Raw genomic sequence first — 25,274 nt, 5'->3', positions numbered from 1 at the left:
AGAGAATGCTCATCGGCGGTCTCGGTCAGCGCGAGCGAGGGCTCCCGACAGCGATCACACAGCGATATCCGCGATGCACAACGGCGACAGACGAACTGCTCCTCGACCGGAAACCGGTCACCGGGATCACAGCTGCCGCAGAACGCGCACGGCGGAACAGAGACGGTATCGGGCATGACGCGCCACCTTCCAGAAACGAAAGAACGCCAGCCCGGAAGGCGTTCTCCGGTCTGGCGTTCAGGGGCAACAGGATGTTGGTGATGTGAGTGGTGCACCGCGAATACGCGTGCGGCGGCGGGCTAGCTCGGGCGACGGTCACACGCGTTCGTGAGTGACAACACGCCGGCCTACCAGTCGGTGGGAGTGTGACCGGGATGACTGGTGTGGCTACGCCGCGTCGCGGTCCGCCACGGCGTCGTGGGCGGACTGCTCGAGGGCGAGCAACCGGTCGTCGGCGTGGCCGTGCCAGCGGGCCTCGAACCCCGTCCGCTGTTTCGGCATTACGGAATCGGGCGCAGCGACGAAGAACTCCTCCAACCGCGGATAGGTCGTCGTCGCGTGCGCGGTCAGCCAGACCCGGGTGTGATCACCGTCGACCTCGCACGGGACCCGCAGGCGGGCGGCGATCCGACCCAGTATGTCCCCGGTCTCGGCGCGGCTGCCGCAGGCAACGGTGTCGACCGACCGCCAGGCGCGCGCCGGTGCGGTGTAGCAGCGGCGGACCCGGTACACCGCCCACCGGCAGCGATCCAACTGCGCCTCCGCCAAGGCGAGGACGTCGCGGGCGCCGCCGCGGCGCAGCCGATCGGTCAACGACCTATTTGGCCCGAACAGCCCGGAGTTGCGGTTGAGCGCGACGGCGACATACTCATCCACCACATGCTTGAACGCCTCCGCCGGCGCGGCCTTGAACCGCGCCAACTGCTCAGGCCACCCGGGTAAGGACACGAAGCAACATTGGCGGCAGCAGGATTTCGGCCACCACACCCCGAACAACCCGAACAGGTATCCCTGGCAGCGGGCGCGGGACCAGCCCTCGGCGTGCAGCGGGTAGATCGGGTGACGCTGCCCACCCAGCGTCACCGAGGAATCCGTGACGATCCGGCGAGTTTCCTCGGCGTTGTAGCCGACCGCGTGCACATACGGCGCGAGCCCCAGATGGGTGGCGCGCCAAGTGTCGAGGGGGACTCCTTTCGCTTTGGCCGAACAGGTCCGATTGCCGCCGAGGGTGGGCAGCACACCGTTGCCGCGGTGCTCGTCGCTGAGCGCGTAGAAGCCGTACTTCGCCGGATCCGGGTGCAGCCGCACCGGTTCGCGAGTGTCCTGCAACACGACAATGCCGTCCGCGGCCGAAGGACCCTTGCGGGCCACTTCGACCAGGCGGACCGCGTGCCGTCGTAGCAACGGCAGGACGTGGGCGGCGACCAGATCGCAGGTGCTGGTCCACTCGTCACCGGTCTGGGCGACCAACACGATCAGGTTGGACAGGTCGTCCAGCAGTTCCACCGGCCGGAACTCCGGTTCGAGCAGCGTGCGCACCACGCCGCAGGTGCTTTCCACTCCCATCCCGTAGGACCAGCACACCGCGACCGCGCCGTCGAAAAGATCCGGCACAGCGAACAAACCGTCAGCGGCATCGACCATGCGGAAACTCCTCTCGGCAAGGGGTGGTGATGACTGGTGGCGATGGGGGCGGGTGGGTGCCGATGAATGCGCGAAGCCGCTTTCGCGCGGTCCCGGGGCCGCTGACACCGTGCAATCTGGGCACCAGGAATCGTCAGACGGCCCAGTCCTCGATGGGCCGGGATGTCGCTTGAGCCATCGACATCCCTCTGAAGGTGCGCCCGATGATTGGTGATGCACTATCTGGACGAGATAGGTGTGTCCCTGCCTGGTACCACCAAATGAGATGACATCATTCTTGCCAGAGATCGTCTGGCGTTCTTGCTGCCTGTGGAGTGAAGAAGGTGCGGGTCTCTGGCGGTCGGCGTCGACTGAACGAGACTGGAGTGGGATCGCTGCACCTCATATTCAGGGAGACAGGAGGCTACTGTTGCCAATGGACACGGGACAGAAACATGAGCCTGAAGGCGACTCTGGATCAACGCAGGGACCTTCGCCTACGTCGATTGAGGACGATACGGCTGCAAAGTTAGAACGAGACATAAAGGTTGCTGCTCGGAATGGGCGGCACGCCTTGATTGCGGCGTTGTGTGCCGCGATAGTGTCTGGCGCGGTTTCTGCGGGTTCGGCTGTATATGTCAGCAGAAACACCTTGGATCGCAATGCGGTCCTCGCGGCGGCGCAGGTGGTGCGAGCGGACCGGCAAAAGGCGTACAGTGAGCTTCTCGCCGCAGTGGACGAGGTCCAAGCAGCACTCGGCCCTGTCCGGGGTGCATTGTCACGGAACCCCACCGGTCGTGAGGAAGCTCGGTCTGCCTTCGTCGAGTTTGCCCTGAAGGGCGTGGCAGCCTTGAAGGCCAGAACCATGGCAATTCTTGTGGGTAGTGTCGAAACTTCGCGGATCGTGGATGATGTACTCGTTGACAAGTTCGAGGCGTTCAACGCGGATCACTTGATTCCATTCAGCGAACAGCACCTCAAACCGTTCGGGTCTCAGAAAGACGAAGACAACGAAGAAATGCTGCGCGATAGTCCGCTGCTCGTCGCTGAGATTGACCGATTGTCTGAAGAACTGGATGTCTTCGACCGTGAGTTCATCGAACAGGCGCATAAAGATCTTGGAACGGGATGAAGAACACCCGATCGTGCGAGATTGCCTCCCTCGCGGTGTTTCTCCTGGGAAGGCGACGGCAAGTCGTCCCAGGAGCGACAGGTAGAGCGGATGACCGTGGTGGCAATCTGTGGCACCTCGGACATACGCCGTCGACGGATTCGGCGTCACAATAAATGGTCGATCTGCACTCGCCCGAATGCGCCCGGCCATCGTTGGCGATCTCAACATGGGCGGACAACCGGATGCGGCCTGGGTTAGGTCCTGCGTTTGAGCGAACCCGCGATTCGCCATCAACAGGACCGGTTTCGACCACAAGCGTGGTCGCGTTGTGACCTTCCAGCAGTTGCCTCGGCAGAAGCATGGTTCACCGCCCGCTCCGTTCAACGACGACGGGTCGCCCTTGGTGAACGAGAGATGGTGCAGGTAACTTTGCACCAGCGCCTGTCCTTGTCCGGCCACTTGCCGCGTTCGGCGACGCGGTCGAGCAGATCGCAGCCGGTGCGGGCCACCAGCTCATGACGCAGCCCGTAGTGCTCGGCGTGCTCACGAGCGAGCGCGACGGTGCCCGGCCAATCCGATCGACCCATGTCGGCATGGACGGTCGTGACGCGGTCGAGGACGCCGGCCTCGGCGCACAGTTCCACGAGGACATCCAGAAGGGCTTGACTGTCTTTGCCGCCACTGAGACTGATCAAGTAATGGTCGTAGCCGAGCAGGTCCGGGCCCGAAGCCAGCACATCACCACCACTCGAGGGCAGCAGTTCCCGAGCGGGGGGAGAGGCCATTGGTCGCCGTGCCGGAGAAGCAACTGCTGCCATTGCAGGGCCTCCTCGATTTCGGATGGATGGAATGCGGTCGGCGACAGGGGATGAGGCGCCGGGGTTCGCCCGGGAGGCGGTAGCCGGAGCAGGTAGGATCGAGCGCGGGAGAATCACAGGCGGGCCCGAAGACTTCAGGAGGCCGGCCATGTCCTCGCGTCGCCCACCGCGCTCCCCGCGCACACCTCGATCCCCGGAACTCGTGGCACGACTGGAACGCTCACGCGCTCGCAGCAAACGGCGTCGAGAACTGGCACGCCAGAAAGAGCGCGCGATCCAGGAGGCGGTCAAGCGCTACCTCACCGATTGGGAAGCGATCACCGCCTGCGAAACCCGGCGTGATCAGAACATCGCCGCGTTGCGGCAGCAGATCAGCGACCTCGAGGAGCGTGCCGGGAGCGAGATCGCCCGCTACCGCGCCGACCAGGCCGAGGCCGCTGCCGTCATCGGTGATCACGGTGGCTCTGAGCAGGATGTCGCTGAGTTGTTCGAGATCAGTCCCAAACTGGCTCGGCAACTGATCGCCGCCGCCCGCGGCGCTCGCACCACCACACCACCGCAACCATCCTCCTCAGCGGCCGTCGCGGCGACTGAACTCGAGCGTGTCGGACCGACCACGGCACAGCCGCGTACACGGACACCACCGGTCGCCGACACCGACGACAGCGCAGAGTCACCGCGATCAGCGCTGCCCATGGACCCGTTGAACACCTGAGGCAATGCGGAGGCTGGTCGAAAGAGCAGATGCGGGGGTGCGAGGCTAGGGCTGCTCGGCGGGCACCGCGTGGGTCAGGTCGGTCGGCCACGGGTAGGTGCCGGGGGAGTCGTCGACTGCTTGCACGAGCGCTGTGGTCGGGTCACCGTCGACGCCGAGCTCGATGATGCGGAACACGCTCACCCCGCCCGCGACCAGGTGGATCAGGGAGCCTTCCTCGAACTGCACACGCCCGACCCTAGCGAACAACACCACCCGGTTGGTATTCGCTAGGGATACGCTGTCTGGTGTGTCTGTGCCGGCACCGATGCTGGCGACCGCAGGTCAGCCGCCTGATACGCCAGGCCGGTGGGCGATCGAGATGAAATGGGACGGGATGCGCGCCATTTGCCGTCTCGCCGGTGAGCGGTGGAATTGTTCAGTCGCAACCGCAACAACGTCACTGTGTGCTATCTGGAGTTGACCGCAGGGCTCGCGCAGCGCCCGCCCGGCACCGACATGATCCTCGACGGTGAGATCGTCGCCCTCGACCCGGCTACCGGCGCGCCGTCGTTCGCCCGGCTACAGCAGCGCATGCATCTGACCCGGCCTGCCCGCGAACTGGTGCGGGCGGTGCCGGTGCAGCTGTTCGTGTTCGACCTGCTCGAACTCGACGGCGCCAGCTCCATGGCCCTGTCGTATGTCGAGCGGCGCGCCCGCCTGGCCGAACTCGACCTCACCGGTGCCGGGGTACGCGTCCCGCCGTACTGGACCGACATCCCGGTCGGCACCATGCTCGACACCGCCGCCTCCCACCGGCTGGAAGGTGTGGTCAGCAAACGCGTCGACTCCGTGTACCGGCCCGGGACGCGCTCGCGGCTGTGGCTGAAGACGGCGATCCGCCAGACGACAGAGGTGGTCATCGCCGGATGGGTTCCCAGCAGCGGCGGCGGCGAGCGTGGCGCGCTCGGCTCCTTGATCCTGGGTGCCTATGACGAGTCGGACCGTTTGGTCTACGTCGGGCACGTCGGCACCGGCTTCACAGTGGCAGCGCGCCGGGCATTGCTCGAGCGGTTGAAGGCATTGACCACAACCGACAGCCCGTTCGACCGATCGGCACCAACGTGGCCGATGACGGCGGCGCGATGGGTGAGACCACAGCTGGTGGGCACCGTCGAGTATCGAGAGTATGTCGGCGCCTTACGACATCCGAGCTGGCGGGGATTGCGCGCCGAGATCGATCCCACCGAGGTGCGGCTACCGACTCGAGACGATCACATCCCCCGGGCTTGAAGCTGTTATGGCTGGACTGGCCATCCCTCGACGAGCCCGTCATCGAGCCCGGTGAGATCAGGCGTTGGCGTAGCCACCGGCATTCCACACCAACCAGCGGAACTGCTGCGGGACGAATGCCTGGCGAGCGGGAACACCCGGGGCCGGAGACTGAGGCCAGAACGCCACACCGCACCGATGGCAGTAGAAACCGGCCTGCCACACCGCATGCGCGTGGCGACGTCCCCGCACGATTTGGCCGTTGCGGCGAATACGGCACACCGCGACAGTGAGCAGGACAGCGCCAGGCGCCGCTAACCCCCCGAAGAACACGACCGTGCCCAGGGCGGCAACCCAATGCGATACCCCGGGGACGGGATGGACGATCGAAACGATCGCCGGAACGATCCATGACATCGCTGGCACGAGCAGCACCAGGGCGAAGAAGGTCAGCCACCCGGCGGGGGTGCGGGCGGGCTCACGGGCGAGGCTGTGGGCGAGTGCTGTTGTGTGGGTGCGGTCGACGGTGGCAGTGCCGAACACCGGCACCAGGCCAGTAGATGCGATTCCCATGCCGGAGTAGACGTTTGTCCCGAAGCTGGTCGACACGCCATCGGCATGCAAGGCGGGCACACTTTGCACCCAGTCGAGTCGGTGGCAGTGCGGACACGTCAGATCGACATCCATACGGGCAACCCCTCACAAGCCGTTGCGCTGTAGCGGCGCGTCTGTGGTGCTGGTACCTGCAACGAAAGCTCTGTGGGGTATCCAACACCGTTCGCTATCTGCTGTCGAGAGCTATTCGTGAGCTTCTGCATCGACAAGTCCCTTCCGTCATTGGCTGACGAGTCAAATCGTGTGTCGTTCGGCGGCCGTGGGCTGAAATGGGCAGTGCTGCGAACCGGTGTTCGGCTCCTGTGGGGAAGAAGCGCGGGACCATGGTTCGGCCGATCGGCCCGACCCCGCAGCATCCGCCGCTGTGACCGGCGTGGCCAGACATCGAAATGGCGACTGGGCGCTGGTGGATCGGCCCCAGGAGGGTGGCGTGAGGGGCGAGCTGTTCCCGCTGAGGCACCCGGCGCCCAGTCGGTGGGGATGGACGGGCCGAACCTGGGCCGGGAAGCGTGTCCCATCAGGGAGGCCCGCCTCCGGAGGGGCAATCGCGCCTAGGAGTCGCGGGATACCTGGTGGCGCGGTCACCGATACAACTCATCGGGCCAGTGTTTCGCCTGGTGGCATGTCACCAGGAACGTGTATGTTTACGTATTGAAACGTACCCAAACGTCGTGAGATGTGGTTCAAATCCGCTGGCAGGGTGGCGTTTCGAAGCCGTGACCAGCAGTTTCTGCGGTCGTGGGGTGCGGAGGTTCAAGTCCTCCTAGGCCTGGTATGTGCATCGGAGGTCAAGGTCATTTGGCCCTTTGACATTCTTATTGCTTCTCACCAACTTTAGTCAAGGTTCTGCCTCGATCACGGTTCCCGGTAAGGCAGTGCGGATGCGGGTTGTCCGGACCATGTTGGCGTGAACGTATCGCCGGTGCATGGCTGCTGCAGCGTAGTTGTCGGGCTGAGCTGTGTGCGTCCAGGAGGGTGGGGAGTGCGGCAGGCGTTTATGAATCAGACGCCGAGATTTTCTTCCAAGCGTTCTATCGCTGCTGAGTACGTCGTGGACGTTGAATCCAAGACCCAAACATCGTCATTGACCGGGTAGAAGCCGATCGATTGCCAGACGTGTCGAACCTTTCGTAGCTCGGCATCGAACTGGGGATGATTGGAATCCACTTCGAACGGATGGGGAAAGGTGACCGCGATCCCGTCGCCGTCACCAAGAAGCTGTCTGAGGATGTAACTGATCAGGAGTCTGCCTACGCCGCCTTGCCCACGAAAATTCGGCTCCAGCGATGCCCTGTCGATCAGTACCACTCGCGATGCTGGCATGGCGAGCGTTTCCTCGACGTTGTCGCGCAGACTGTTTCGACCGTGCTCGAACACTGCTGTCGCCAGTTTTTCGTAATCACTGCTGATCGCGTCCAAGGCGTGGTAGATGCTGTGTTTCGGGGTCCAGAGGTCCACTGTTACACCGTTCATCCACAGGATAGTGCGAGGGAGTTCGTCATCCTCCACGGTGGAGCCGAGCTGTCCGTAGCTGTGCCACTGTGAGATGCCTGGGCCGAAGGTACCGGTACTCCTGGCGGGTGTGGTGATCGTTGTGTCGACGTGGACTCTGTCCCAATCTATTTCGACCGACATACTTGCATGGTATGCGTGCCGCAGCACCTGCCGAGGAACACGGTGTCCGGTACGGCAGCCGTGCCGGGCGTTGAAGTGGCGGTGGGCGATCGCCAGCGGACCGGGGAGTCATCAGACTGGCGGAGTTGAAGATCCGAGGCGCGAAAGCAGGATGTCTCGTGCTGGTCGGCCAAGCTATGTCATGCAATTCCGTATCGGCGGAATGGAATGGAGAAGGTGGGGGCGGCAGCCTTATCGACGAATGCCTTGCCCCGGTACCCAGTCCGCTGCCTCACTGCGCTTCGGCGTCCTTCAGGACCGCCGTGCCGTGGCATCGACTATCTGTCTGCCCACCTCGTCGAGCGCCCCGTGTGCGCACGAACGACTACGGCTCGGCGCCAGGTGCTGCCCCATTGCTGTCGCGTAATCCGCATCGGTCAAGCATATGGAGCGCGCGGCAGGCGGCAACATCAACTCCTCGACATAGGAGACAGCCACGCGGACGGTGCCGTAGGGATTCGCACACAGCGTGGCTGACCACCGAACTTGCGTTCCCGAGGCAGCCTCTGGCCTGGATGCGCAACCTCTGAGCGGTGCCCGCTCGTGCGTGGCGGCCCCTGCCACTAGATGGCAGGGGCACTCACGACATGAGCCATCATGCTCGTCGGTCTGAGTTTCACAGGCCGTTTCGCGGGAGCGAAAGGGCCGCGGCTTCGCTGAGTATCCGGCTGATCGTCGACCTACTCCTGTTCAATTCGTTGGCAATGCGGGTCAAATTCCAACCGTCGCGGTGATGGTGGGCCAAAGCTCTGGCCACGAGTTCGGGATCTCGTCTGCCGGCCGGATCGCGTGCGCACAAACGCGCCGCAACGTCCGCAAAGTCTTGGCTTATGACGTCGGCCAGGTGCGGTGCCGTGAGAACCGGCTCGACTACATCTGGTGGCGTGTGCACGGGCTCGTCGTCCGCGAACGAAGGGTTTGCCTGCGGTACGGAGTCGTAGTTGCGCGGGTCGTCAGCGTGCGCACGCTCGTCGCTGGGGGTCGAGTGGGCGAGGGCGAGTAGCGCGACGGTGGATTGGGCCATGGATCCTTCGATGATCAGCGGCCACAACCACGCTTCGCCTTGGGGAACTTCGGCGGTGATCGCCAGCGACCGTAGAGCAGTGAAGGAGAGCCAGAATGCGCCGGTCGCGATGAGGACCGTCATCGCGGTCGCCACCCACCGTGTGGCGCGGGTCGCGGTGTGCGCACGCGCGAGGACCGTCACCCCGTGCACCGCCGCCAGTAGAGCCAGTGGTGGGATGATCGCGACCGCAGCGGCCACGACGGGCAACGCCGTGTCGTGCAGTAGAGCTTGGGTGGCGTTTCCGGTGATGCTGACGGTGGCCGCAGCGGTGAGCACCGTCCAGAAGAAGCCGTGCGCACGGGACTTCGGTGTGACCGCCTCGGGTGGTGGCGTCCGCTCGATTGCCGTGGGCGGGGCGAGCGCGATCTCGGTCATGAGAGGGTTCCTTCGGTCGCGGGCTCGTCGTGCGGACGGTTCGGTGTGCCGTACGCGGGCACGAGCGGATGCGCTTCGCCGGTCAGCACGGCCACCGCGGCGGCGACCTCGGTGATGTGTGCTTTGACGTAGGTGGCGGTGGTGCCGTTGTTCTTGCTTTGGTGTCCGGCGTACTTCTGGGCGACGGCGTAGCTGAAGGTGCGTTCGGCCCAGGTGAGAGTGGTGTGGCGCAGCCAATGCATGCTCACCCCCTGCGTGGCGACCCACGGCAGGGTCTGGCCGATCCGTTTCCAAATGTGGTCGAAACGCCGTGACGTGATGGGTCTTCCGTTGCGGTAGCGCAGCAACTGCTCCGAGCGCGGGCTGTGACGTTCGGCGGAGTGCTCGAGCAGGTGCCGCATCAAGGTGGGCGACACCGGCTGCCAGCGGTCGGTACCGTCCTTCTCCCGCAGATAGACCAGGCACTGGTCGGGGTCGAGATCGTGCGGACGCAGCGCGAGGGCGCCACCACGGCGGCAGGCGGTCTCGATATGCAGCCGCAGGATCAGAGCGTCGAGGTCGGGGTCGTTGCCGGTGGTCGCGGCGACGGTCCAGATCTCGCTCAACTGATTCGACGGGATCGCGTACCGGTGCGAGGGCTGGCGGGTGGGCATGGTGAGTCTGCGCGCGGGGTTGTCGACGGGCCGGATCCAGCCGGTGTCTTCGGCGTAGCGGTAGATACACCGGGTGGCGCTGATGAAGTGTTCGACCGCGCTGGTCCCGCCACGGGAGGCGCGGTTGACCCGTGTGTTGGCCTGGATGCGGGCCGCCATCTCTTCGAAGTCGGCTTTGGTCGGCTCGTCGAGGCGGCGCTGGGCCCAGTGTGCGAGCAGGTGCTCGAAATGCGTGTTGTAGGTGCGCAGCGTGCCTTCGGACAGCCGAGCCCGAACCTGGGGGATCACCTCCTCGAAGGTCGGCATCCGCGTGTCGGGAGTTACGAGATCGGCAGCAGAGATGCCCATCTGGGTCAACAGCAACCGTGCGGCGGCCACCGTCTCCGCAGTCGCGGACGAAGGGGCGAGTGCGGTCATCACGCCCCCGCTTTCAGCAGCCGCAGGCTCGCGGCACACAACTCATAGAGCGCGGCGGGCGGATGAATCAGCAGCACGCGGCGGCTGCGGTGCCCGATCAGCAGTGCCCGCTGACCGATCAACAGACCTACCCGGCGCCGCAGCCGGTACGGAACACGGAAGTACCCGCCCTCGGTCATGGCGACGCCACCCGCGGGAACCGGGCGGGCCAGCAGAACCCTGGCATCCGGACACGTCAGCTCCAGGCGCATGCCCGGACGCCAGTCCAGCGCGGTGAAGGTGATCTTGTCGAGGATCCGGCCTCCGTCTCCGACGGAGCAGAGCCCGTAGACAAGATCGTCATCGGCGGGACGGACCACGCGGTTCGTGACCAGCGGTCCGTGAACAAGTTCCTGCAACGGCGACTGCGGTGGGATGACCGGCGCGATCACCGCCGACCACCCCTCCCGGCGGCAGTGCCAGCAAACTCTTCGAGGGGGTCACCACTGTCGTAATGTGGCAGATCTGCCACGAATTTATGCAGGTCAGAGCGTGTTTCCACTGGTCGTCCTCCGTGTGTGAGAGTGCACTCCAACACGCGGCACGAAAAAGTGTCACATCTGACGGGAATCTGTGCGCGAGAGGGGACTCCCAGCTGGTAGTCGGTGCTGACCAGCGTCTGAATGTGGCGTGTTTGCCGGATTCCATCTGTCGTTCGCGCTGTATTCGGCTGTTCGGGTCTGCGGATTGGTCGGTACGAGTCGCCGGGATCCATGGATCCCGGCGACTCGCTTCCCCGGGTGCTGGGTGACGCCGCCACGTCGCTCAGCCCGGTCATTGTAGGTGTGTTTCCCGGCAGGAGGCTCGGCTGCGAAGCCATTGAGATCTTTTGCGCTGGATCCGGAGTTGTTGGCATACCCGATGCCTGCGCGGTGGCGTAATCGTCGCCGGGAAGCTTCAATGGATGGTGGGTGAGATCGGCAGACAGGGTCCTTTCAACTGAGGTGACCCATGCATTCGCGACCCCCATCCAAACCGCCATCGTCAAGCGAGGAAAGCCGCGCTCGCAAACGCCACAGGACAACGGACGACGGCATCATCGACGAGATCTGGCTCAGCACAGAGGAAGTCGCCCGCCGACTCAAGATCCCAGCGAAGACTCTCTCGGCATGGGCAGCTGCCGGGCGTGGTCCCCGATTCGCGCGCATGGGGCGCTATCGACGCTACCGAGTCAGTGACCTCCTTGCCTGGGAAGAAAATCAACTCGCCAACGGCGGGGGAAGCGGCGCGGTGTCGACCTGAGCATGGTTCCGGGTCGACATACCCGACAAGCTCACCAGCCAGTAGCACCGCCCAGCTCGAGCCGAAGAGCTTGTAGATACTTTCTAGCAAACATTTGTCTCTTGAAGTCGACCGCTGGTCTAGCGAAGTCTGGGGACAGCATCACGCGCATCTCGGGCCGTGCAGCACCGACGGGGCAACAGCTACCGCAGGACATCGCAGGGCGAATCTCGCGCAACACCGACGGATCGAAAGGTGATCGATGGGAGGCAGACTACCGAAGCCGGTTGGTACCTTCGGCCAGCCGGGCAAACCCAAGAAGCAGAAGAACGGGAAATGGCGTGCGACGGTGCGCTTCTACAGCGCGCAGGGGCCACAGCAGCTGGAGCGGATGGGCGACACCGCCGACGAGGCGCGTAACCGCCTCGCCGAAGCCATGCGTGATCACCGGGAACAGTCGGGATACGCACGGATCACCCGTAACACCAAGCTGATCGACCTCGCTGCGGAGTTGATCATGGAGATGGAGACGGACGACGCCTACACCCCAGGCAATGTCGAGGACTATCGCCGCGAGATCTATGTCTCCACCGACAAGCGTGCCGGCAAGAAGACGATCAAGATCGAGAACTCGGTCGGCAACCTCCAGATCTGGCAGGCCACCGCCGGTGAGCTCGACCGCCATCTCAAACGCCTTGTGGCCATGGGTTTACGGCGGAAAGCCAAACAGCACAAAATCATTCTGCGTGCGATGATGGCGATCGCTGTGCGGCACGGGGTGCTCGACAACAATCCGATCGACGGGGTCGCCGCGTTCACCCGGCGCAAACCACCGGCCCGCGGCAAAGTCCAGGATCAGGACGCGCTACCGGCGTTCCGTGCCCAGATTCGGGCCTGGGCGGCCGGTGAGGAGATTCCCGGCACTCCGGCCTACACCTGTGGTCCGCCGCGGGACTGGACGGTGGTGTGGGTGGTCGACGTGATCACCGGCACCGGCATGCGCCCGCACGAAGTCTTCGCCCTGCTGCTCGAAGACATCGACCTGGATGCGCCCGAGCCCTACCTCGACGTCACCGGCACCTTGGTCGAGGTCAAGGGGAAATGGGTGCGTAAACCCGCCCCCAAGACCGACAACGGGTGGCGGCGCATCCTGCTGCCCGCCCACACCGTCGAGGCAGTCCGGGAGGCCGTCAAGGACCTGGAAGTCGGCGACCGCCCCAACCCGATGGGCCTGCTGTTCCCGGCCCGCAACGGGTCGGTGCGCAACCCGAACAACTTCGGCCGCACCTGGCGCGCGGCACGCGGGGAGAACTTCGCCTGGGTGACCCCGCGCACGTTCCGCAAAGGCGCGGCCACCGCGGTCGACCATGCCTACGGCGACCCCGAACGCGCCGCCCGCCAGCTCGGCAACACCCGCGCGGTGGCCAAGGCGCACTACATCGACGTCCCGGAGACCGTTCCGGACAATCGAGACGTGCTCGAGCGGTGGGCTCGGGGCTCCACCGGCCCGAAAACGTGAGATTTCTGTGAGAACCGCTCGAATCCGAGCTTGTCACCGGAACGAGAAAACCCCTTCCGACGCTGGTCGGAAGGGGTTTTCTGAGTCGGGCTGACAGGATTTGAACCTGCGACCACTTGACCCCCAGGTCGGTCCTGGGGCTGAAATAGCAGGTCAGAGCGTTGCTTGCAGAGTTCCTGTGGGTTTCAGATGTGCTGGTCGGCGTGCAACGTTCATAGCGTGTGGTCCCGTTCTGGTCCCGCTCTCTACCTGCGAGAGGTGGGCTACTGGCGGTTCCCTCGTACGATCTCTCTCGGAGTCGGGGTGGTCCACTCCGGTTTGGGAACCCAGTATTTGCGGGGATTCGTCTGTGCTCGATACCGCCCAATCGGCGCTCTACATTCCTCGCCATACTTCGGGAGTTTGCCCCATCGCCCGTCCCACCAGGGTATCCACGAAACCTCTATTAGTGTGTCGTCAGGTTGGTTGAATTCAGAATTAATCGCCGCAATTTTCAGCATCACATTCAGGACCTTCCGGCAGTAGCGCAGGTCCTCTGTCCATGCTCGTAGTTCGGATTCCGTGATTTCTATTTTCTTCTTATTCTGCCTCGCCCACTCACCGGTAGTGGTGTAGTTGTCGTATCGGATGATCGTCATTGTCCGATTCGGTCTCTTGCCTCCGATCGATTCGATGCTGAGCAGGTGTGCTAGATCATTGCGGAATGGTCTAGCGCCGTTGTAGCAGTCCAAAAGAGTCTCCGGGATGGCAACATTGAGCTTGTCGCGGCAAACTTTCTTGAACTGATCTAGAATTCGGTCGTCAGGGTTCTTTTTTGTGAAAGCGGCTCGTTCGTCCATGGGAAGCTCGCTGTAGACGATGAACTGCATGGAGTCCTGTAGGTCGGTGTAGGCACCCATGAACTGAAGCACCAAGCGCTCCATAGACATCTCTGCCACAGGTTGTTCCCTCCTTGCTCGTGGTAAACGGAAGACTAGTTCGCCGGCTCGAGTAAAGCGCCCGCTTTGGCCCTGGTGTGGGGTGGGTTGCGCCCAGAGGCGGGCTGGCTGCGCCTGCCCCTTATCGGCCTGCCTTTCGCGCGTAGAGGCTCCGGGGTCAAGAGTCGGCGGATGCCGATCACGTAGTGACGCCGTAGGCGCTCTTGACGCTGGAGGGGCGCGTGAACACAATGCAGGCCACCGCACAGCAGGGCCACGCGGCCGAAGGACGCGAAGTGGTTGTTCGGCAGGGTGATTCGCGGGCACTATCGAGGGATGAGCGAGTCTCGTCAACAGCGTCGTGCCCGTGAGCGTGCCGAGCAGAAGGCCGCTACTCGTCCAGGTCCGAACCTTCGCGCAGTCCAAGATTCGCCCGCGTCCGGCGAAGTGCGTTCGGTGACGGTCGAGGTCGAACTGAGGTGGCTAGAGGACTGCTGGAATGCCACCTGGGGTGAGGCTGAGTCGGACGAGGTCATCGTTGAGGGGCGGGACGACCTAGAGGAGTTGATCGATGTCATCGTCGGGCACATCGGCGAGGAGTGGGGAACCAGTGCCGATGTGCTGATCGATTGGGATCTCGATTCGGATGCTGAGGCGGAGGTGGCGGAGTTGGGGATCATGCTGTTGCCGGGGCGTGGGTCTGAGATTGCGTTGGTGGAGGCCGTTCGTCGTCGTCGGACCAATGGTGACGGTCGCGATGAGTGAGGGAGCCCGGCTCGCTCTTGAACTTCCTTAAGGCGAATTCGGCAGTTGTGGTGTGCTGTGGCCCCGCACGGGCGGAAAGGGTGCTCCCGTGCGGGGCAACTGGTTCCCCGGTTAGCCAGGGACCGGGGTCCGAGCCTGGGAACCGGCGTCGTTGACCGTGCCGCTGTCCGGCGTTGTTGCCGGTGGCTCGGAAGCAGGATGGGGGGCCGAAGCCCCCCGGGCGGTTAGGTGGCGTCGAGCCCGCATCCGTTGCAGAGCAGAAGTTTGCGGCCGAGGTACCAGGTGGTGTCGAGGAAGCCTGCTTGGCAGGTGTCGGGGGTGTAGGGCCACGGACGGTTCGGGAAGTAGGCGACCAGGCGTTCGGGGGTGACGGGCTGGCTGCGGTGCTTGCAGGGCGGGAAGGGGTCCCAGACTCCGCCGCTGGTGGAGATGTCGGCGTATTCGTCGCTGCGCATGTGGGTGGTTCCTTTCCGGTGGTGGTCTGGCTGAGGGCGTCTCGATCACGCTCGTGGTGGGTGTCAAGAGTCGGCGAATGCCGATCACGTAGTGACGCCGTAGGCGCTCTTGATGCCCGCTGCGGGCGTGATAGCCCTCGAATCAGTCAGGCCGCCACCGGAGAGGGACCATGGCGAGGTAGCGGCGAATACGTCGGCGTCGGACTTGACGGTGGCCGATCACCGCGACCAGGCGACGGGCGACGGGACCACTCCTCGGTCGTGGGCGTGCGGGTCCGTTCGTGGCCCTACACCCCCGACACCTGCTGACGGACCGGGCCACCTCCTACCCGGTCGGGCAAACTCCTGCTCTGCAACGGATGCGGGACGGGACCACAGCGGGTGGACCGGGCACCCGGCCGGACGGATCGGATCGACGGCGGGAGGTAAATCGGGTACGGCTGCCGGCGTGCCCGGCACTGCTCGGTTATGCAGAAAGCGGCCAGACAGAATCTCCGGCGCCCGCGGCGGACGAGTGCTGCCGACGCGCTCGACGCGCCCGCGGCGCAGCGAAGCAAGCCGCGGTTGCGTGTCGTAGCGCGGCGGCGGCGCGAAGCGCCGCCGCGGGCGCTCTTGAGTCTGTATGGCGAAATTCGGCAACAACCCGCACAACGCGCGGGCTGCGCTCAAAAGCGGAAGGCCGATCGCCCCACTGCGGGTGAAGTCGTCGTCCGTTGCGAGTGATGTCCTGGGCGAACGGTTGAAGTGTCGGAACCTGTTGTGGTTCAAGGGGTCATGTCGCCGCGGTCGCGTAAGGTGAACGCACCTCCGGCTGAGGGGCGGTGTGGAGTCGGTCCAACCACACCGTGCCGAGGAGGGAGGTGGTGGGGATGGCGAAACATCGCCGGAGAAAGCAAGAGACCCCGGTCGACTACGGCATCGTCTTGGTAGTTGCTGCCGTGATCGCCGGGGCGCTCATGCTGGTCCGCCGAGTGTGGATTAGGTAACCCATCAGGTGGGGCCGTCTGTGGAGGGCGGTCCCACCGCTCGGCATCACTCACGTGACGGTTCTAACTGTACATATAGTGTGGTGTTGAAGCTACGCAGTAGTGTGCACGCTACGACTCAGGCTGCTGGGCGCGATCACGTTGTAGCCAGGCGGTGCATCGCTCGACGTACGGAGTGAGTTCCAAGGCTGCGAACTCGTCCAGCAGCCAATCCATTCGGTCCACCGGCTTCGTCCATGTATAAACCATCGCTCGCGTCCCACTGGCGAGTGTGACCGGCACTAGGTCATAGTCATTATCTTCAAATCTATCGAGTAGCATCCACTCGTCGGGTGTAATTCCTTTCAGAACTCGTCCTATCGCTGACTTTCCAGGTTCGGGAACGAGCCCCGGATAAACACGGTCAGGAAGCCGGGCAACTCGCCATCCTTCCAGCTTGTCAGGGGCGGATTCGGGTAGGCGTCCGATGAGTGCGGCTAGTACGGGCTCAAGTTGAAGTGTTCCGTAAGCGAATAGGGGTAACGTCTCTTTTGAGTTCACCCCCGCGGAGCCGAGGATGTCGAATCGAGTCTCGTGGACTCTCCGCGTCTCAGTCGACATTCAAACTCTCCTTCGTGCGCTGCCGCTCTAAATGTTCAACATCCCACCGGACGGTTACTGATTGTCCTGGACGGAGATAGTCGCGGGTGAGAGTGACGATGACGTCGTCTCCGTCATTGTCCCAGATAAGATCTTCGGATATGGACTGTTCGGAGCCATTGACTTGTTCTTCAGTGGCCGAGTAGTCAAGAAGTCGCCCGACTTCGTTGTGCCGCAGAGTAATCGTCACGTGCCGGGTATAGCGGGGTAGGCCCTGCCGCCAATAGTGATCACTTACGAATTGACCGCCCTTGCATTCGTACTGAATTGTCCCAGTTTCTCCTGGTCGAATTGGAGGCGATATTTGGCATGCAAATTTGGATAATCCGGGCGTATCGTGTATTCGCTGAATGATAACCTTCCGTGTTCCACTATCGGAAGGGGAAATATGTATTCCATTTGGCGTGTGCTCAAACCATACTTCACGCGCTATGCGTGTTATCGGCTGTTCGCTCATATTGAACAACTCGTGCCTGTAGCAAACGGTTGATAGACCGTCGCGCTGAATATCTATGCTCACATGCATTTCAAGCTCTACGACTTGCCCGGCGAGACTGGCAAGTCGGGCAGTTTCTTGGGCGTCTATCCGGAGCACTCGTGCAAGCGCGACCAACTTCTTTGCGATGGTGTGCATTGCATCGGGAATGTCGTTGTCACTACGGATTGCGCCATCAAGGCCGGTCGCCATGCGGGCGATGGAAGCTGGCTGAGTACTCCAAGCAGCTCTGTGCGCGTCCGGCGCGCTGAATGCCTCCTCGACCGCACGAACAAGTTGCGCAACGCCGGCGTGCTCTGACCCGTTCGCTCGCGGCACATCGGCAACGACCTCGAAGAGCGCTTCTGCTGTCCATCCTGGGAACATGGCTTCGAGTACGCGGCAGTGGTCAGGATAGGGCAGGCCCTTGAGTTCACCACCTAGCCATCGATGTAGCTGCCCACGGCTCGGAGCGGTGCCTTGCAACTCCTGGTCAACAGTGCATGCCACACGGTCATATTCGCGACAGAAAGTTGCGTACTTCTGCCAATGGCGCTCTCGCAGAAGGTGTTTCAGTCGGATAGTAGCCAAGTTGTCCCCCTCCCGTCCTCTCGGTACAAACAGGACGTGACATAGACGGTACAGCCACCGCGACGGGCGTGACAGTCAAGAAATAGACGCGACATGCGAGGCGTAGTGACGCAACATCCATCAGACGTCTCATGGATGCATGCAACGCACAGCTCAAATCACAACCGCGGCATCAGCCTTCGGACAGGGGTCTACCTTCGATCCGATCGAGGCGTGCCGCGAGGTTGTCCGTGATCTTGCGCAGTTCATGAACTTCGGCGCGCAGATCATCCAGACCGTTCGACGGCTCGGTGGGCAACTCGCCAGCCACGAACACTCCAACTGCGGGGGTGGCGACGACCCAGCCCTCATCCTGAAGAACTCGGAGCGCCTTTTGGGCGGTCCCGAGTGAGACCCCAAATTCCTCAGCGAGACGACGGTTGCCGGGCAAGCGCTCGCTGGGACGGCGCGTACCGGCCCGAATCTCGTCCTTAATCCGTTCTACGACTTGCTGGTAAGCGGCAAGACCAGCACGTACGGGCTCCATCGGCTCAGTCTACGCAACTGACATGCACCGATCTAAGTCAACCACTTCCAAGCTGACGCATACTGATGCATACTGATATGTAGCAGCTCAACCAACAGGAGGAATCATGGCAATCAGCAAGGGTCACAAGTTCTCGATCGAGTCGCGGGTGGCGTTCCCGAAGCGCCTGATTCTGATGGCTCCGATCGGCCCGGCGATCAAGTACAACCCGGACCGCAACGCGCTGCCGGAGCAGAAGTTCGACTTCGACCCGAAGACGGGGGAGGGCACGGGCCTGCCGTTGTGGACGGCGACGGTCACCGACCCGCACGAGGCCAGCGAGGGCAAGGGCAAGCGCGCGTCGTTCGAGATCACGTTCATTTCGCAGCATCAGCCGGTGCCGGCGGGTGAGCAGATCGTCGACGACATGTGGTTCATCGAGTTGGAGGGCCTGACGGCGGAACCGAAGGTGATGGGTCAGGGCGAGTTCAAGTACCTGGGCTACGTCTACCGCGCGACGGGGATCAAGGGCGACAACAACACCCCGAAGCCCAACGCCGCGGCCGGCAACGGCACCACCGCGAAGGCGGGTGCGTGATGAGCATCAACGTGTGGATGCAGGTCAGGTCGACACGTAGCGGTGATGACGATCGGGTGGAGGCGAGGTACGTCTTCGGCGTCGGCATGGTCGTTGTCTCGACCGGTTCCGGGGATCTGTACATGACGCCGGACATCGCGGCCGAGCTGCACGACCGGTTGGCGAAGGCGCTGAACGACTACATCGCCACGTCGGGTACCGACTCGAAGGCTGTGGCGTGATGTTCGGGGATGACCGTTCGATGCGGATGCGGTTGGCGCTGGTGGCGGCGGTGTTGATCATCGTCGGTGTCGGCGTCGCCGCGTTCGTCCTCAGCTACGAAACACTCCGCGACCTGGCGGAGTTGGCGGGTATCGACCGCGATGATTCGTGGCTGTTCCCGGTGATCGTGGACGGCACCATCATTCAGGCCACGGTGTCGGTGATGGTGCTGTCCAACCGGCCCGATGAGCGCCGCTGGTTCTCCTGGGTGCTCGGTGTGGGTGCGGTGGTGTCGGTGGCCGGCAACAGCTTGCACGCCTTCACCGATGGGCAACAGCTTCCGAACTGGGTGGCGGCGGTGATCGCAGCTATCGCCCCGATCGCCCTGTTGGTCGACACCCATGGCGGGGTGATGCTGTTCCGCGCTGCCCAGCGCAAACGCGCCGAGAAGCCCACAACTGAGACCGTCTCCGACACCATGCCCGACCCGGTATCAGAGACCGACACGCCGGCTGTTCCTGCCGTCGAGTCCGTGCCCGATCTCGATCCCGAACCGGCTCAGCTTCCGCTACCTGCCGTTCCGGCCGCCCCGGCGGTGGTGCGTACGGCTCCGGTTCGGCCTATCCGTCCTGTTCCTGTTCGTCCGCGGCCGGTTCAGCAACCGATGCTGCCGCTCGCTATGCCTGTTGGGGGTTGAGATGACTGTTTCTGTTCCTGCTGTAGCGATGGGTGTTTCGTCACTGGTAACTCTGTTGGCCGGTGTCGGAGTGCTGGGTACCTCCTCGGTCTCCTCGGCTCCGGCTGTTCCGGCGGCTGGGTCTTCCTCGGCGGTAGCCACCACAACCACCACCCAGAGTCCGGCTCCGGCTGCGCCCACATGCGTGATGTTCTGCGAAGACGCCGGTCTCGGCCGGTCTGATGTCGGCAAGGCTCCGGCTTCGTCCCCGGCTCCGGAGGGGTGCCGCTTGTTCTGTGAGTTGGAGCGCGGCCCGCAGGGTTGGGGGTTCTGAGATGAGTATCGCGAGTTCGGTGATGCTGGCCGGTGGTATGTGCACGGGGGCGTCGGCGTGGTGGTGGCTGCGGTCGCTGGCGGCGCGCGGTGGGGGCCTGCAACCGGATGGTGCTGTCCGTGACGCCGTCGCGGCTGCTCCGGTCGAGCTGCGCACGGCGGTGTTGGTGATCGCTGATCCCGAGCAGCGTCCGCGCATGTTCCTGTCGCTGAAACTGGGGTCGGTCGAGACCGGTTTCCCGGTGCTGGAGGACTGGGTGTACACCGACTACGGGCTTCAGGTGGATCTGCTGATGTTGTCGGGGCAGACCCGCAACGACTGGTCCAAGGACGAAACCCGCGACGCACTGTGTCAGGTGCTCGGGGTGCAGGACGTGCGGGTGGTGTTCCCGCATCCGGGAGTGGTCCGTCTCGAACTGCGGGTGTTCGACACGCTCGCGGACACGGCACCGCTGCCGGGCTTGGCCTCCGGGGTGGGTGTGGACCTGGAAGCGGTCCCGGTCGGCGTGACCGAGGATTTCGATTCCTGGCGGGTGCGGGTGCTCTACGGACACATCCTGCTGGCGGGTGCGACCGGTTCGGGTAAGGGCTCGGTGCTGTGGTCGATCATCGTCGCACTCGGCCCGGCGATCAAAGCGGGCCTGGTCGATTTGTACTTGGCTGATCCGAAGGGCGGCGCGGAGTTCGGCAAGGGCGAGAACCGGTTGTTCGTGCGCTTCGCCACCGACAACACCACGATCCTGGAGATGTTGGCCGAAGCCGTCGAGCTGATGCGCGAACGGCTTGCGAGGATGCGGACGGCGGGGCTCCGCAAGATCGTCCCCAGTACCGATGAGCCGCTGATCCTGATCATCATCGATGAGGCGGCGTCGCTGTCGTCGTATGCCACGCGGGAGGAACAGCAAGAGTTTCGGCGCCTGACCGGCCTGCTGCTCTCGCAAGGTCGTGCGGCGGCGGTGTCAGTGATCGCGGCGTTGCAGGACCCGTCCAAGGAAACGATGCCCAACCGGCAACTGTTCCCTGTGCGCATCGGCCTGCGGCTGGACGAACCGACTCAAAACGCGATGGTGCACGGGCAGGGCGCGCGGGATCGTGGCGCACGCTGCGACGAAATCTCCGACCTGACACCGGGTGTCGGCTACGTCGGTGAGGACGGCACGACCGAGTTCGTGCGGGTGCGTGCCTTCTTCGTCTCCGATGACGACATCGACGCGATCGTGGACGCGTACTCGCCGGCTGCTGAGATCACCGGTCCTGCGGAGGACTACAGCGGCTTCGACCCCGATGACTTGGGCGAGGGCACCGCGGCGGATGGGCCGGTGGCGGCATGAGGCGGGGATTCGTGATCGAGGAACACGTGGTCGTGTACTGCGACGGCTGCGGCGACATCTACTCCGAAGACGGGAACGAAGGAATCTGCTTCGACTCCGTCAATCAGGCCGTGGCCTACCTCAATGCCCGTAGCGGCGGTGTCGGCTGGCTGTATGACGGCGACCAGGTTCGCTGTGACGGCTGCCTCGCTGCCGCCCGCTGTGTCGAACACGGCCACTCCTTCCCCGAGTCCTGGCAAACCACCCTGCGGTCGCTGGGCACCTCCACCCGTTCCCGCACCTGCGAAGTGTGCGGCATCCCGGAAATCGAGGCCCTGCCATGAGCAACAACCTCCGCTCTATCCCCTCCCATGACGACATCGATGCCGTGATCGATACCCGCGCTCTGCGCCGCTGCCAACTCGACCGCCGCGGCGTCGACCCGATCGGGATCGCGGTGCACCTGCTGGTCGAGACCGGGCACGCGCCCGGCTGGGATGCCGACCTGGACGACGGCTACGGATGGGACGAAGCAGCATGAGCACCTCCGAACCGGCGGTGTTCTTCTACCTGCTGCATCCCTCGCAGGTGAAACCCGGTGATGTCGTCTACGAGATCAACGACCGACCACTGTCCGGCGACGCGCTGATCATCCACGAAACCCGTGTACTGGCAACCGATTCCACCGCGTCCGGTCGCGGGGCGTGGGAGCTGATCCCCGAACACGGTGGCCCGCGGCGGGTGGATGCCGATGCCTCGCTGAAAGTCGGACGCGACAACACCATCAAACGCGTCAATCCGGTCGTGGCTGCCGCGGCGAGTCAAGTCCGCAAGCGGCGGTGTTCCACCGATCTTCATGCCCCGTGTCGCGGGCAGATGTCCTTGTTCGATCCCTCGACCATGGAGGCGAACCGATGACCACCAAGACCGTTCACGTCCGCAAAGACACCCGCCTGGACGCGTCCGACCGATTCGCGTTGGCGCTGCTCAACCTTCTGTGGGCAGTGGCAATCGGCCTGTGGTGGCTGATCCTGTTCCCGATGATCTCCATCCCTCTCGCCCTCGTCGTCACGGCGTGGATCGTCTTGGGGTGGCCGGTGGGTCTCGCGGCCGGCGGGGTGTCCGTCGCGGGACTGCTGGCGTGGCAGCGCGCTCGCCCGCAGATGTTCGAACGCTGGGTCACCCAGCGTGCTCGGACCCGGTTCCTGACCTGGCACCGCTACCGCCGGCGGTGGGCCACGCTGATGAAAGCCTGCCACCTGAGCATCGACCGCGGCGACCGCACGTTCATCCCGCGTCTGTTGGGTGTGCAGATCGGTCCGGCCACCGATCGGGTTCGGGTGCGGATGCTGGAAGGTCACTGCCCGGCCGACTTCGAAAACCGTGTCACGCACCTGGCGCACGCCTTCGGGGCGTTGGACTGCCGGGCCACCATCACCGGTCCCGGAACGGTCGAACTGGCCTTCCGCCACTCCGATGCCCTCGCTCAAACGATCACCCTGCCGCGGGTGGATCACTGGACCCGACCGAAGGCGGCCTAGATGGAACCCACCACACAGAATGTGGTCCCGCTCCGGCAGACCGCGGCCCAGCGCCGTGCGATGCCGGATTTCCGGGACATCGCCGAAGCCCTCGCCGACAAGCACAAGATCTGCCGTCGGCCGGTGCCGATGCGGGTGTATGACCCGAAGACGCTCACCGAGTACTACGTCGGCGCACCGTGCAAATCCACCATCGCCTCGGTCTGCCCGGCCTGCGCCGAACAGAACCGGTATCTGCGCATCACCCAATGCCGTGAGGGCTGGCACCTGGACGAAGAACCCGTAAACGAGGTGAACGAACCCACCCAACAGCAGCAAGACCTGTTGGCGTGCCGCTCGGACCTGTTCAACGTCTACCAGGCCGCGAAGCAGGACGGCGACCAACAGCGGATGGACGACGCCGCCGAAGACGTGGCAGGCATCGACAAGCAACTCCGCGCGACCGGGCTGCGTAAGTCGCTGCCGCCGTTGGAGGTCTCCGGCAAGAAGCGGCGGGTGCGTTCGACTCGACGCCGGCAGGATGCGCCGAACCTGCCGCGTAAGAAGGTCGCCAAGACCACGATCGGGCGGGAGTTCGCCGGCAAGTTCCGGCCCTCGATGATGCTGACGCTCACCATGCCTTCCTACGGGCATGTGCACCGTGACGGCGCGGTCAACAGCAAGGGCGAACCCTGCGGCGACGGCTCCCCGATCGACCCGGACACCTACGACTACGCTCGCGCGGCACGTGACATCGTGCACTTCGCCGGCCTGCTGGATCGGCTGATGCAGAACCTTCGCCGCGCGGTCGGCTGGAACGTCCAGTACTACGGCGTCGTAGAGCCCCAACGCCGCGGCGCACCGCATATCCACATGCTCATCCGCGGCACCGTCCCCCGCGAGCTGGTCAAACAGGTCATCGACGCCACCTACCACCAAGTATGGTGGCCCCACTTCGACCCGGAGGAGGAAATCTACCCCGGCGACAAGGTCCCGGTGTGGGATGACCGCAAGCTCACGTTCGTGGACCCGGACACCGGAGAGGTCCTGCCTACCTTCGATGAGCGGCAAGAATGCCTCGCGACGGTGAAAAACCCGAAGCCGGCGCATGTGGTGCGGTTCGGCACCCAGATCGACCGCAAAACCCTGCGCGGTGTGCTCGGCAATTCAGAGGAAGCCGGCCGGCACATCGGCTACATCACCAAGTACCTGACCAAGTCCATCGGGGAAATCCTCGAACCGCCCAACACCCGTACCGCAGTGCACTACGACCGGTTGCACGCCGAACTCCAGCACGTGCCGTGCTCCAAGACCTGCCCGGTGTGGCTGCGCTTCGGCATCGTCCCCGCCGGCGTCAACGAAAAGACCGTGCCCGGTCGCTGCCGCGGCAAAGTCCACCGCCGTGACCTGCTCGGGCTGCCCGGCAAGCGGGTGAAGAACTCCCGGCAGTGGTCGGGCAAAACCCTCCCCGACCACAAGGCCGAACGCGCCGAATTCGTTCGGCAACTGCTCGCCCTGGTCGGCATCGTCAAACCCGACACCTCACACCTCCAGGTCACCCCGGTCGAACCCGGCGACCAAGCGGTGCCACCGCGGGATCACCTGATCATGTCCTCGATATCCCAACGCCTCGCGTGGAAAGCCGAGTACAACAGAGCACTCCTGGACGCGGGACCAGCGGCGCTACAACAACTTTCGGCAATGCGACAAGCAGCATAGGGAGGGGTGAGTTTGATGGATACACGATTGGTTGACGGCAAGTGGTATTCGACGGCGGAATTGGCGTTGCTGCTTGGCATCGATCCGTCGAGTTTGCGGCGGTGGCGTACCGCGAATCCACCGTGCGGTCCGGCATTCGTGCGGGTCTCTCCGCGGGTGGTGAAGTACGCCGCTGGGGACATTGAGGTGTGGTTGCAGCGTCGGCGTACTGACCCGTCTGAGGCGGCAGCCTGATGGTTGATCGTGCGAGTTTCCCTGTCGGAGTACGCCTTTCGTCCGACATCGAAGAACGCTCGGACTACGGTCGGCGTCCGTTCAAGGCGCGGGTTCGCTGGACTGATCCAGCGACGAAAAAGCGACCTTCTATCTCGGAGCCGTTCGAGACCAGGGAGGAGGCGGAAGCATGGATTGCCCGTCTGGAGCGGCAGGCGGCTCAGGGAGTAGACCCGAAGACGGCGACGATGCGCCTCTCCGAGTACGGGGA

The 25,274-nt window shown here is 64.0% G+C and carries 29 protein-coding genes; 16 read left to right on the top strand and 13 right to left on the bottom strand.

From position 1 onward, the window contains the following. Positions 1-387: 387 nt before the first annotated feature. Positions 388-1,644, bottom strand: a complete 1,257-nt coding sequence (locus tag ACGF7Y_RS35140) for a hypothetical protein (RefSeq protein WP_393241861.1) — start codon at positions 1,642-1,644, stop codon at positions 388-390. Positions 1,645-2,053: 409 nt separating this feature from the next. Between ACGF7Y_RS35140 and ACGF7Y_RS35135 the strand changes: the two genes are divergently transcribed. After that, positions 2,054-2,755, top strand: coding sequence for a hypothetical protein (locus ACGF7Y_RS35135; RefSeq protein ID WP_393241859.1), 702 nt, complete (start codon positions 2,054-2,056; stop codon positions 2,753-2,755). 362 nt (positions 2,756-3,117) lie between these two features. Here the strand turns inward: ACGF7Y_RS35135 and ACGF7Y_RS35130 are convergent, their stop codons facing one another. Beyond that, entirely contained in the window at positions 3,118-3,522 is a 405-nt protein-coding gene (locus ACGF7Y_RS35130) for a phosphoadenosine phosphosulfate reductase family protein (RefSeq protein WP_393241856.1), read from the bottom strand. A 181-nt stretch (positions 3,523-3,703) separates the two neighbouring features. Between ACGF7Y_RS35130 and ACGF7Y_RS35125 the strand changes: the two genes are divergently transcribed. Next, a complete protein-coding gene (locus tag ACGF7Y_RS35125; protein WP_393241853.1) occupies positions 3,704-4,270 on the top strand; it encodes a hypothetical protein in 567 nt (188 codons plus the stop codon). Positions 4,271-4,315: 45 nt separating this feature from the next. Here ACGF7Y_RS35125 and ACGF7Y_RS35120 read toward each other — a convergent pair whose 3' ends face one another. Beyond that, entirely contained in the window at positions 4,316-4,498 is a 183-nt protein-coding gene (locus ACGF7Y_RS35120) for a hypothetical protein (protein WP_393241850.1), read from the bottom strand. 180 nt (positions 4,499-4,678) lie between these two features. Between ACGF7Y_RS35120 and ACGF7Y_RS35115 the strand changes: the two genes are divergently transcribed. Next, positions 4,679-5,542 (top strand): ATP-dependent DNA ligase, encoded by an 864-nt coding sequence (locus tag ACGF7Y_RS35115; protein WP_393241847.1) that lies wholly within the window; start codon positions 4,679-4,681, stop codon positions 5,540-5,542. A 57-nt stretch (positions 5,543-5,599) separates the two neighbouring features. On the opposite strand, the gene ACGF7Y_RS35110 is transcribed toward ACGF7Y_RS35115, so the two are convergent. The 5 genes from ACGF7Y_RS35110 to ACGF7Y_RS35090 all read right to left on the bottom strand — a co-directional run bounded on the left by ACGF7Y_RS35110 (position 5,600) and on the right by ACGF7Y_RS35090 (position 10,752). Continuing rightward, complete coding sequence (locus ACGF7Y_RS35110) at positions 5,600-6,208, bottom strand: hypothetical protein (RefSeq protein ID WP_393241844.1); 609 nt, start codon at positions 6,206-6,208, stop codon at positions 5,600-5,602. A 930-nt stretch (positions 6,209-7,138) separates the two neighbouring features. Beyond that, positions 7,139-7,771, bottom strand: a complete 633-nt coding sequence (locus ACGF7Y_RS35105) for a hypothetical protein (RefSeq protein ID WP_393241841.1) — start codon at positions 7,769-7,771, stop codon at positions 7,139-7,141. A gap of 655 nt (positions 7,772-8,426) precedes the next feature. Then, positions 8,427-9,251 (bottom strand): helix-turn-helix domain-containing protein, encoded by an 825-nt coding sequence (locus tag ACGF7Y_RS35100; protein WP_393241838.1) that lies wholly within the window; start codon positions 9,249-9,251, stop codon positions 8,427-8,429. Then, positions 9,248-10,321, bottom strand: coding sequence for a tyrosine-type recombinase/integrase (locus ACGF7Y_RS35095; RefSeq protein WP_393241835.1), 1,074 nt, complete (start codon positions 10,319-10,321; stop codon positions 9,248-9,250). Before ACGF7Y_RS35095 ends, ACGF7Y_RS35100 begins: the two co-directional genes overlap by 4 nt. Further along, positions 10,321-10,752, bottom strand: a complete 432-nt coding sequence (locus ACGF7Y_RS35090) for a hypothetical protein (RefSeq protein ID WP_393241833.1) — start codon at positions 10,750-10,752, stop codon at positions 10,321-10,323. Before ACGF7Y_RS35090 ends, ACGF7Y_RS35095 begins: the two co-directional genes overlap by 1 nt. A gap of 559 nt (positions 10,753-11,311) precedes the next feature. On the opposite strand from ACGF7Y_RS35090, the gene ACGF7Y_RS35085 reads away from it, so the two are divergent. After that, positions 11,312-11,602, top strand: a complete 291-nt coding sequence (locus tag ACGF7Y_RS35085) for a helix-turn-helix domain-containing protein (protein ID WP_393241830.1) — start codon at positions 11,312-11,314, stop codon at positions 11,600-11,602. Between the two features lie 241 nt (positions 11,603-11,843). Next, entirely contained in the window at positions 11,844-13,100 is a 1,257-nt protein-coding gene (xerC, locus tag ACGF7Y_RS35080; protein WP_393241826.1) for a tyrosine recombinase XerC, read from the top strand. Between the two features lie 263 nt (positions 13,101-13,363). On the opposite strand, the gene ACGF7Y_RS35075 is transcribed toward xerC, so the two are convergent. After that, a complete protein-coding gene (locus ACGF7Y_RS35075; RefSeq protein WP_393241823.1) occupies positions 13,364-14,038 on the bottom strand; it encodes a hypothetical protein in 675 nt (224 codons plus the stop codon). 315 nt (positions 14,039-14,353) lie between these two features. Here ACGF7Y_RS35075 and ACGF7Y_RS35070 point away from each other — a divergent pair, with 315 nt between their 5' ends. Next, on the top strand, positions 14,354-14,782 hold the full coding sequence (locus ACGF7Y_RS35070; protein ID WP_393241820.1) for a hypothetical protein: 429 nt from the start codon (positions 14,354-14,356) through the stop codon (positions 14,780-14,782). Positions 14,783-15,006: 224 nt separating this feature from the next. Here ACGF7Y_RS35070 and ACGF7Y_RS35065 read toward each other — a convergent pair whose 3' ends face one another. From ACGF7Y_RS35065 to ACGF7Y_RS35050, 4 genes are all read right to left on the bottom strand, one after another. Then, on the bottom strand, positions 15,007-15,237 hold the full coding sequence (locus tag ACGF7Y_RS35065; RefSeq protein WP_393241817.1) for a hypothetical protein: 231 nt from the start codon (positions 15,235-15,237) through the stop codon (positions 15,007-15,009). Positions 15,238-16,334: 1,097 nt separating this feature from the next. After that, on the bottom strand, positions 16,335-16,823 hold the full coding sequence (locus ACGF7Y_RS35060) for a gamma-glutamylcyclotransferase family protein (protein WP_393241814.1): 489 nt from the start codon (positions 16,821-16,823) through the stop codon (positions 16,335-16,337). Continuing rightward, positions 16,813-17,847 carry a hypothetical protein gene (locus tag ACGF7Y_RS35055; RefSeq protein ID WP_393241811.1) on the bottom strand — a complete coding sequence of 345 codons (1,035 nt, stop codon included), beginning with the start codon at positions 17,845-17,847 and terminating at the stop codon, positions 16,813-16,815. The genes ACGF7Y_RS35060 and ACGF7Y_RS35055 overlap by 11 nt, the downstream gene beginning before the upstream one ends. Positions 17,848-18,100: 253 nt before the next feature. Beyond that, complete coding sequence (locus ACGF7Y_RS35050; protein WP_393241808.1) at positions 18,101-18,454, bottom strand: GntR family transcriptional regulator; 354 nt, start codon at positions 18,452-18,454, stop codon at positions 18,101-18,103. A 106-nt stretch (positions 18,455-18,560) separates the two neighbouring features. On the opposite strand from ACGF7Y_RS35050, the gene ACGF7Y_RS35045 reads away from it, so the two are divergent. The 10 genes from ACGF7Y_RS35045 to ACGF7Y_RS35000 all read left to right on the top strand — a co-directional run bounded on the left by ACGF7Y_RS35045 (position 18,561) and on the right by ACGF7Y_RS35000 (position 25,024). Then, a complete protein-coding gene (locus ACGF7Y_RS35045; RefSeq protein ID WP_159930681.1) occupies positions 18,561-19,031 on the top strand; it encodes a hypothetical protein in 471 nt (156 codons plus the stop codon). Next, entirely contained in the window at positions 19,031-19,252 is a 222-nt protein-coding gene (locus ACGF7Y_RS35040) for a hypothetical protein (RefSeq protein WP_393241804.1), read from the top strand. The genes ACGF7Y_RS35045 and ACGF7Y_RS35040 overlap by 1 nt, the downstream gene beginning before the upstream one ends. After that, positions 19,252-19,929 (top strand): DUF2637 domain-containing protein, encoded by a 678-nt coding sequence (locus ACGF7Y_RS35035; protein ID WP_393241925.1) that lies wholly within the window; start codon positions 19,252-19,254, stop codon positions 19,927-19,929. Before ACGF7Y_RS35040 ends, ACGF7Y_RS35035 begins: the two co-directional genes overlap by 1 nt. 314 nt (positions 19,930-20,243) lie before the next feature. Then, positions 20,244-21,572 carry an FtsK/SpoIIIE domain-containing protein gene (locus tag ACGF7Y_RS35030; protein WP_393241801.1) on the top strand — a complete coding sequence of 443 codons (1,329 nt, stop codon included), beginning with the start codon at positions 20,244-20,246 and terminating at the stop codon, positions 21,570-21,572. Continuing rightward, positions 21,569-21,895, top strand: coding sequence for a hypothetical protein (locus tag ACGF7Y_RS35025; RefSeq protein WP_393241798.1), 327 nt, complete (start codon positions 21,569-21,571; stop codon positions 21,893-21,895). The genes ACGF7Y_RS35030 and ACGF7Y_RS35025 overlap by 4 nt, the downstream gene beginning before the upstream one ends. Further along, a complete protein-coding gene (locus ACGF7Y_RS35020) occupies positions 21,892-22,092 on the top strand; it encodes a hypothetical protein (protein ID WP_393241795.1) in 201 nt (66 codons plus the stop codon). The genes ACGF7Y_RS35025 and ACGF7Y_RS35020 overlap by 4 nt, the downstream gene beginning before the upstream one ends. After that, positions 22,089-22,469 carry a hypothetical protein gene (locus ACGF7Y_RS35015; protein WP_393241792.1) on the top strand — a complete coding sequence of 127 codons (381 nt, stop codon included), beginning with the start codon at positions 22,089-22,091 and terminating at the stop codon, positions 22,467-22,469. Before ACGF7Y_RS35020 ends, ACGF7Y_RS35015 begins: the two co-directional genes overlap by 4 nt. After that, positions 22,466-23,092 (top strand): hypothetical protein, encoded by a 627-nt coding sequence (locus ACGF7Y_RS35010; RefSeq protein WP_393241789.1) that lies wholly within the window; start codon positions 22,466-22,468, stop codon positions 23,090-23,092. The genes ACGF7Y_RS35015 and ACGF7Y_RS35010 overlap by 4 nt, the downstream gene beginning before the upstream one ends. Further along, complete coding sequence (locus ACGF7Y_RS35005; protein ID WP_393241786.1) at positions 23,093-24,790, top strand: replication initiator; 1,698 nt, start codon at positions 23,093-23,095, stop codon at positions 24,788-24,790. Between the two features lie 15 nt (positions 24,791-24,805). Next, on the top strand, positions 24,806-25,024 hold the full coding sequence (locus ACGF7Y_RS35000; RefSeq protein ID WP_379054456.1) for a helix-turn-helix transcriptional regulator: 219 nt from the start codon (positions 24,806-24,808) through the stop codon (positions 25,022-25,024). The last annotated feature ends 250 nt before the right edge of the window (positions 25,025-25,274 follow it).

The sequence above is a fragment of the Nocardia sp. NPDC047654 genome (assembly GCF_043205035.1).
In the GTDB taxonomy this organism is placed as follows: domain Bacteria; phylum Actinomycetota; class Actinomycetes; order Mycobacteriales; family Mycobacteriaceae; genus Nocardia.
Note: the sequence above shows the minus strand (reverse complement) of the source record. Positions and strands in the feature narration are given on the sequence as shown.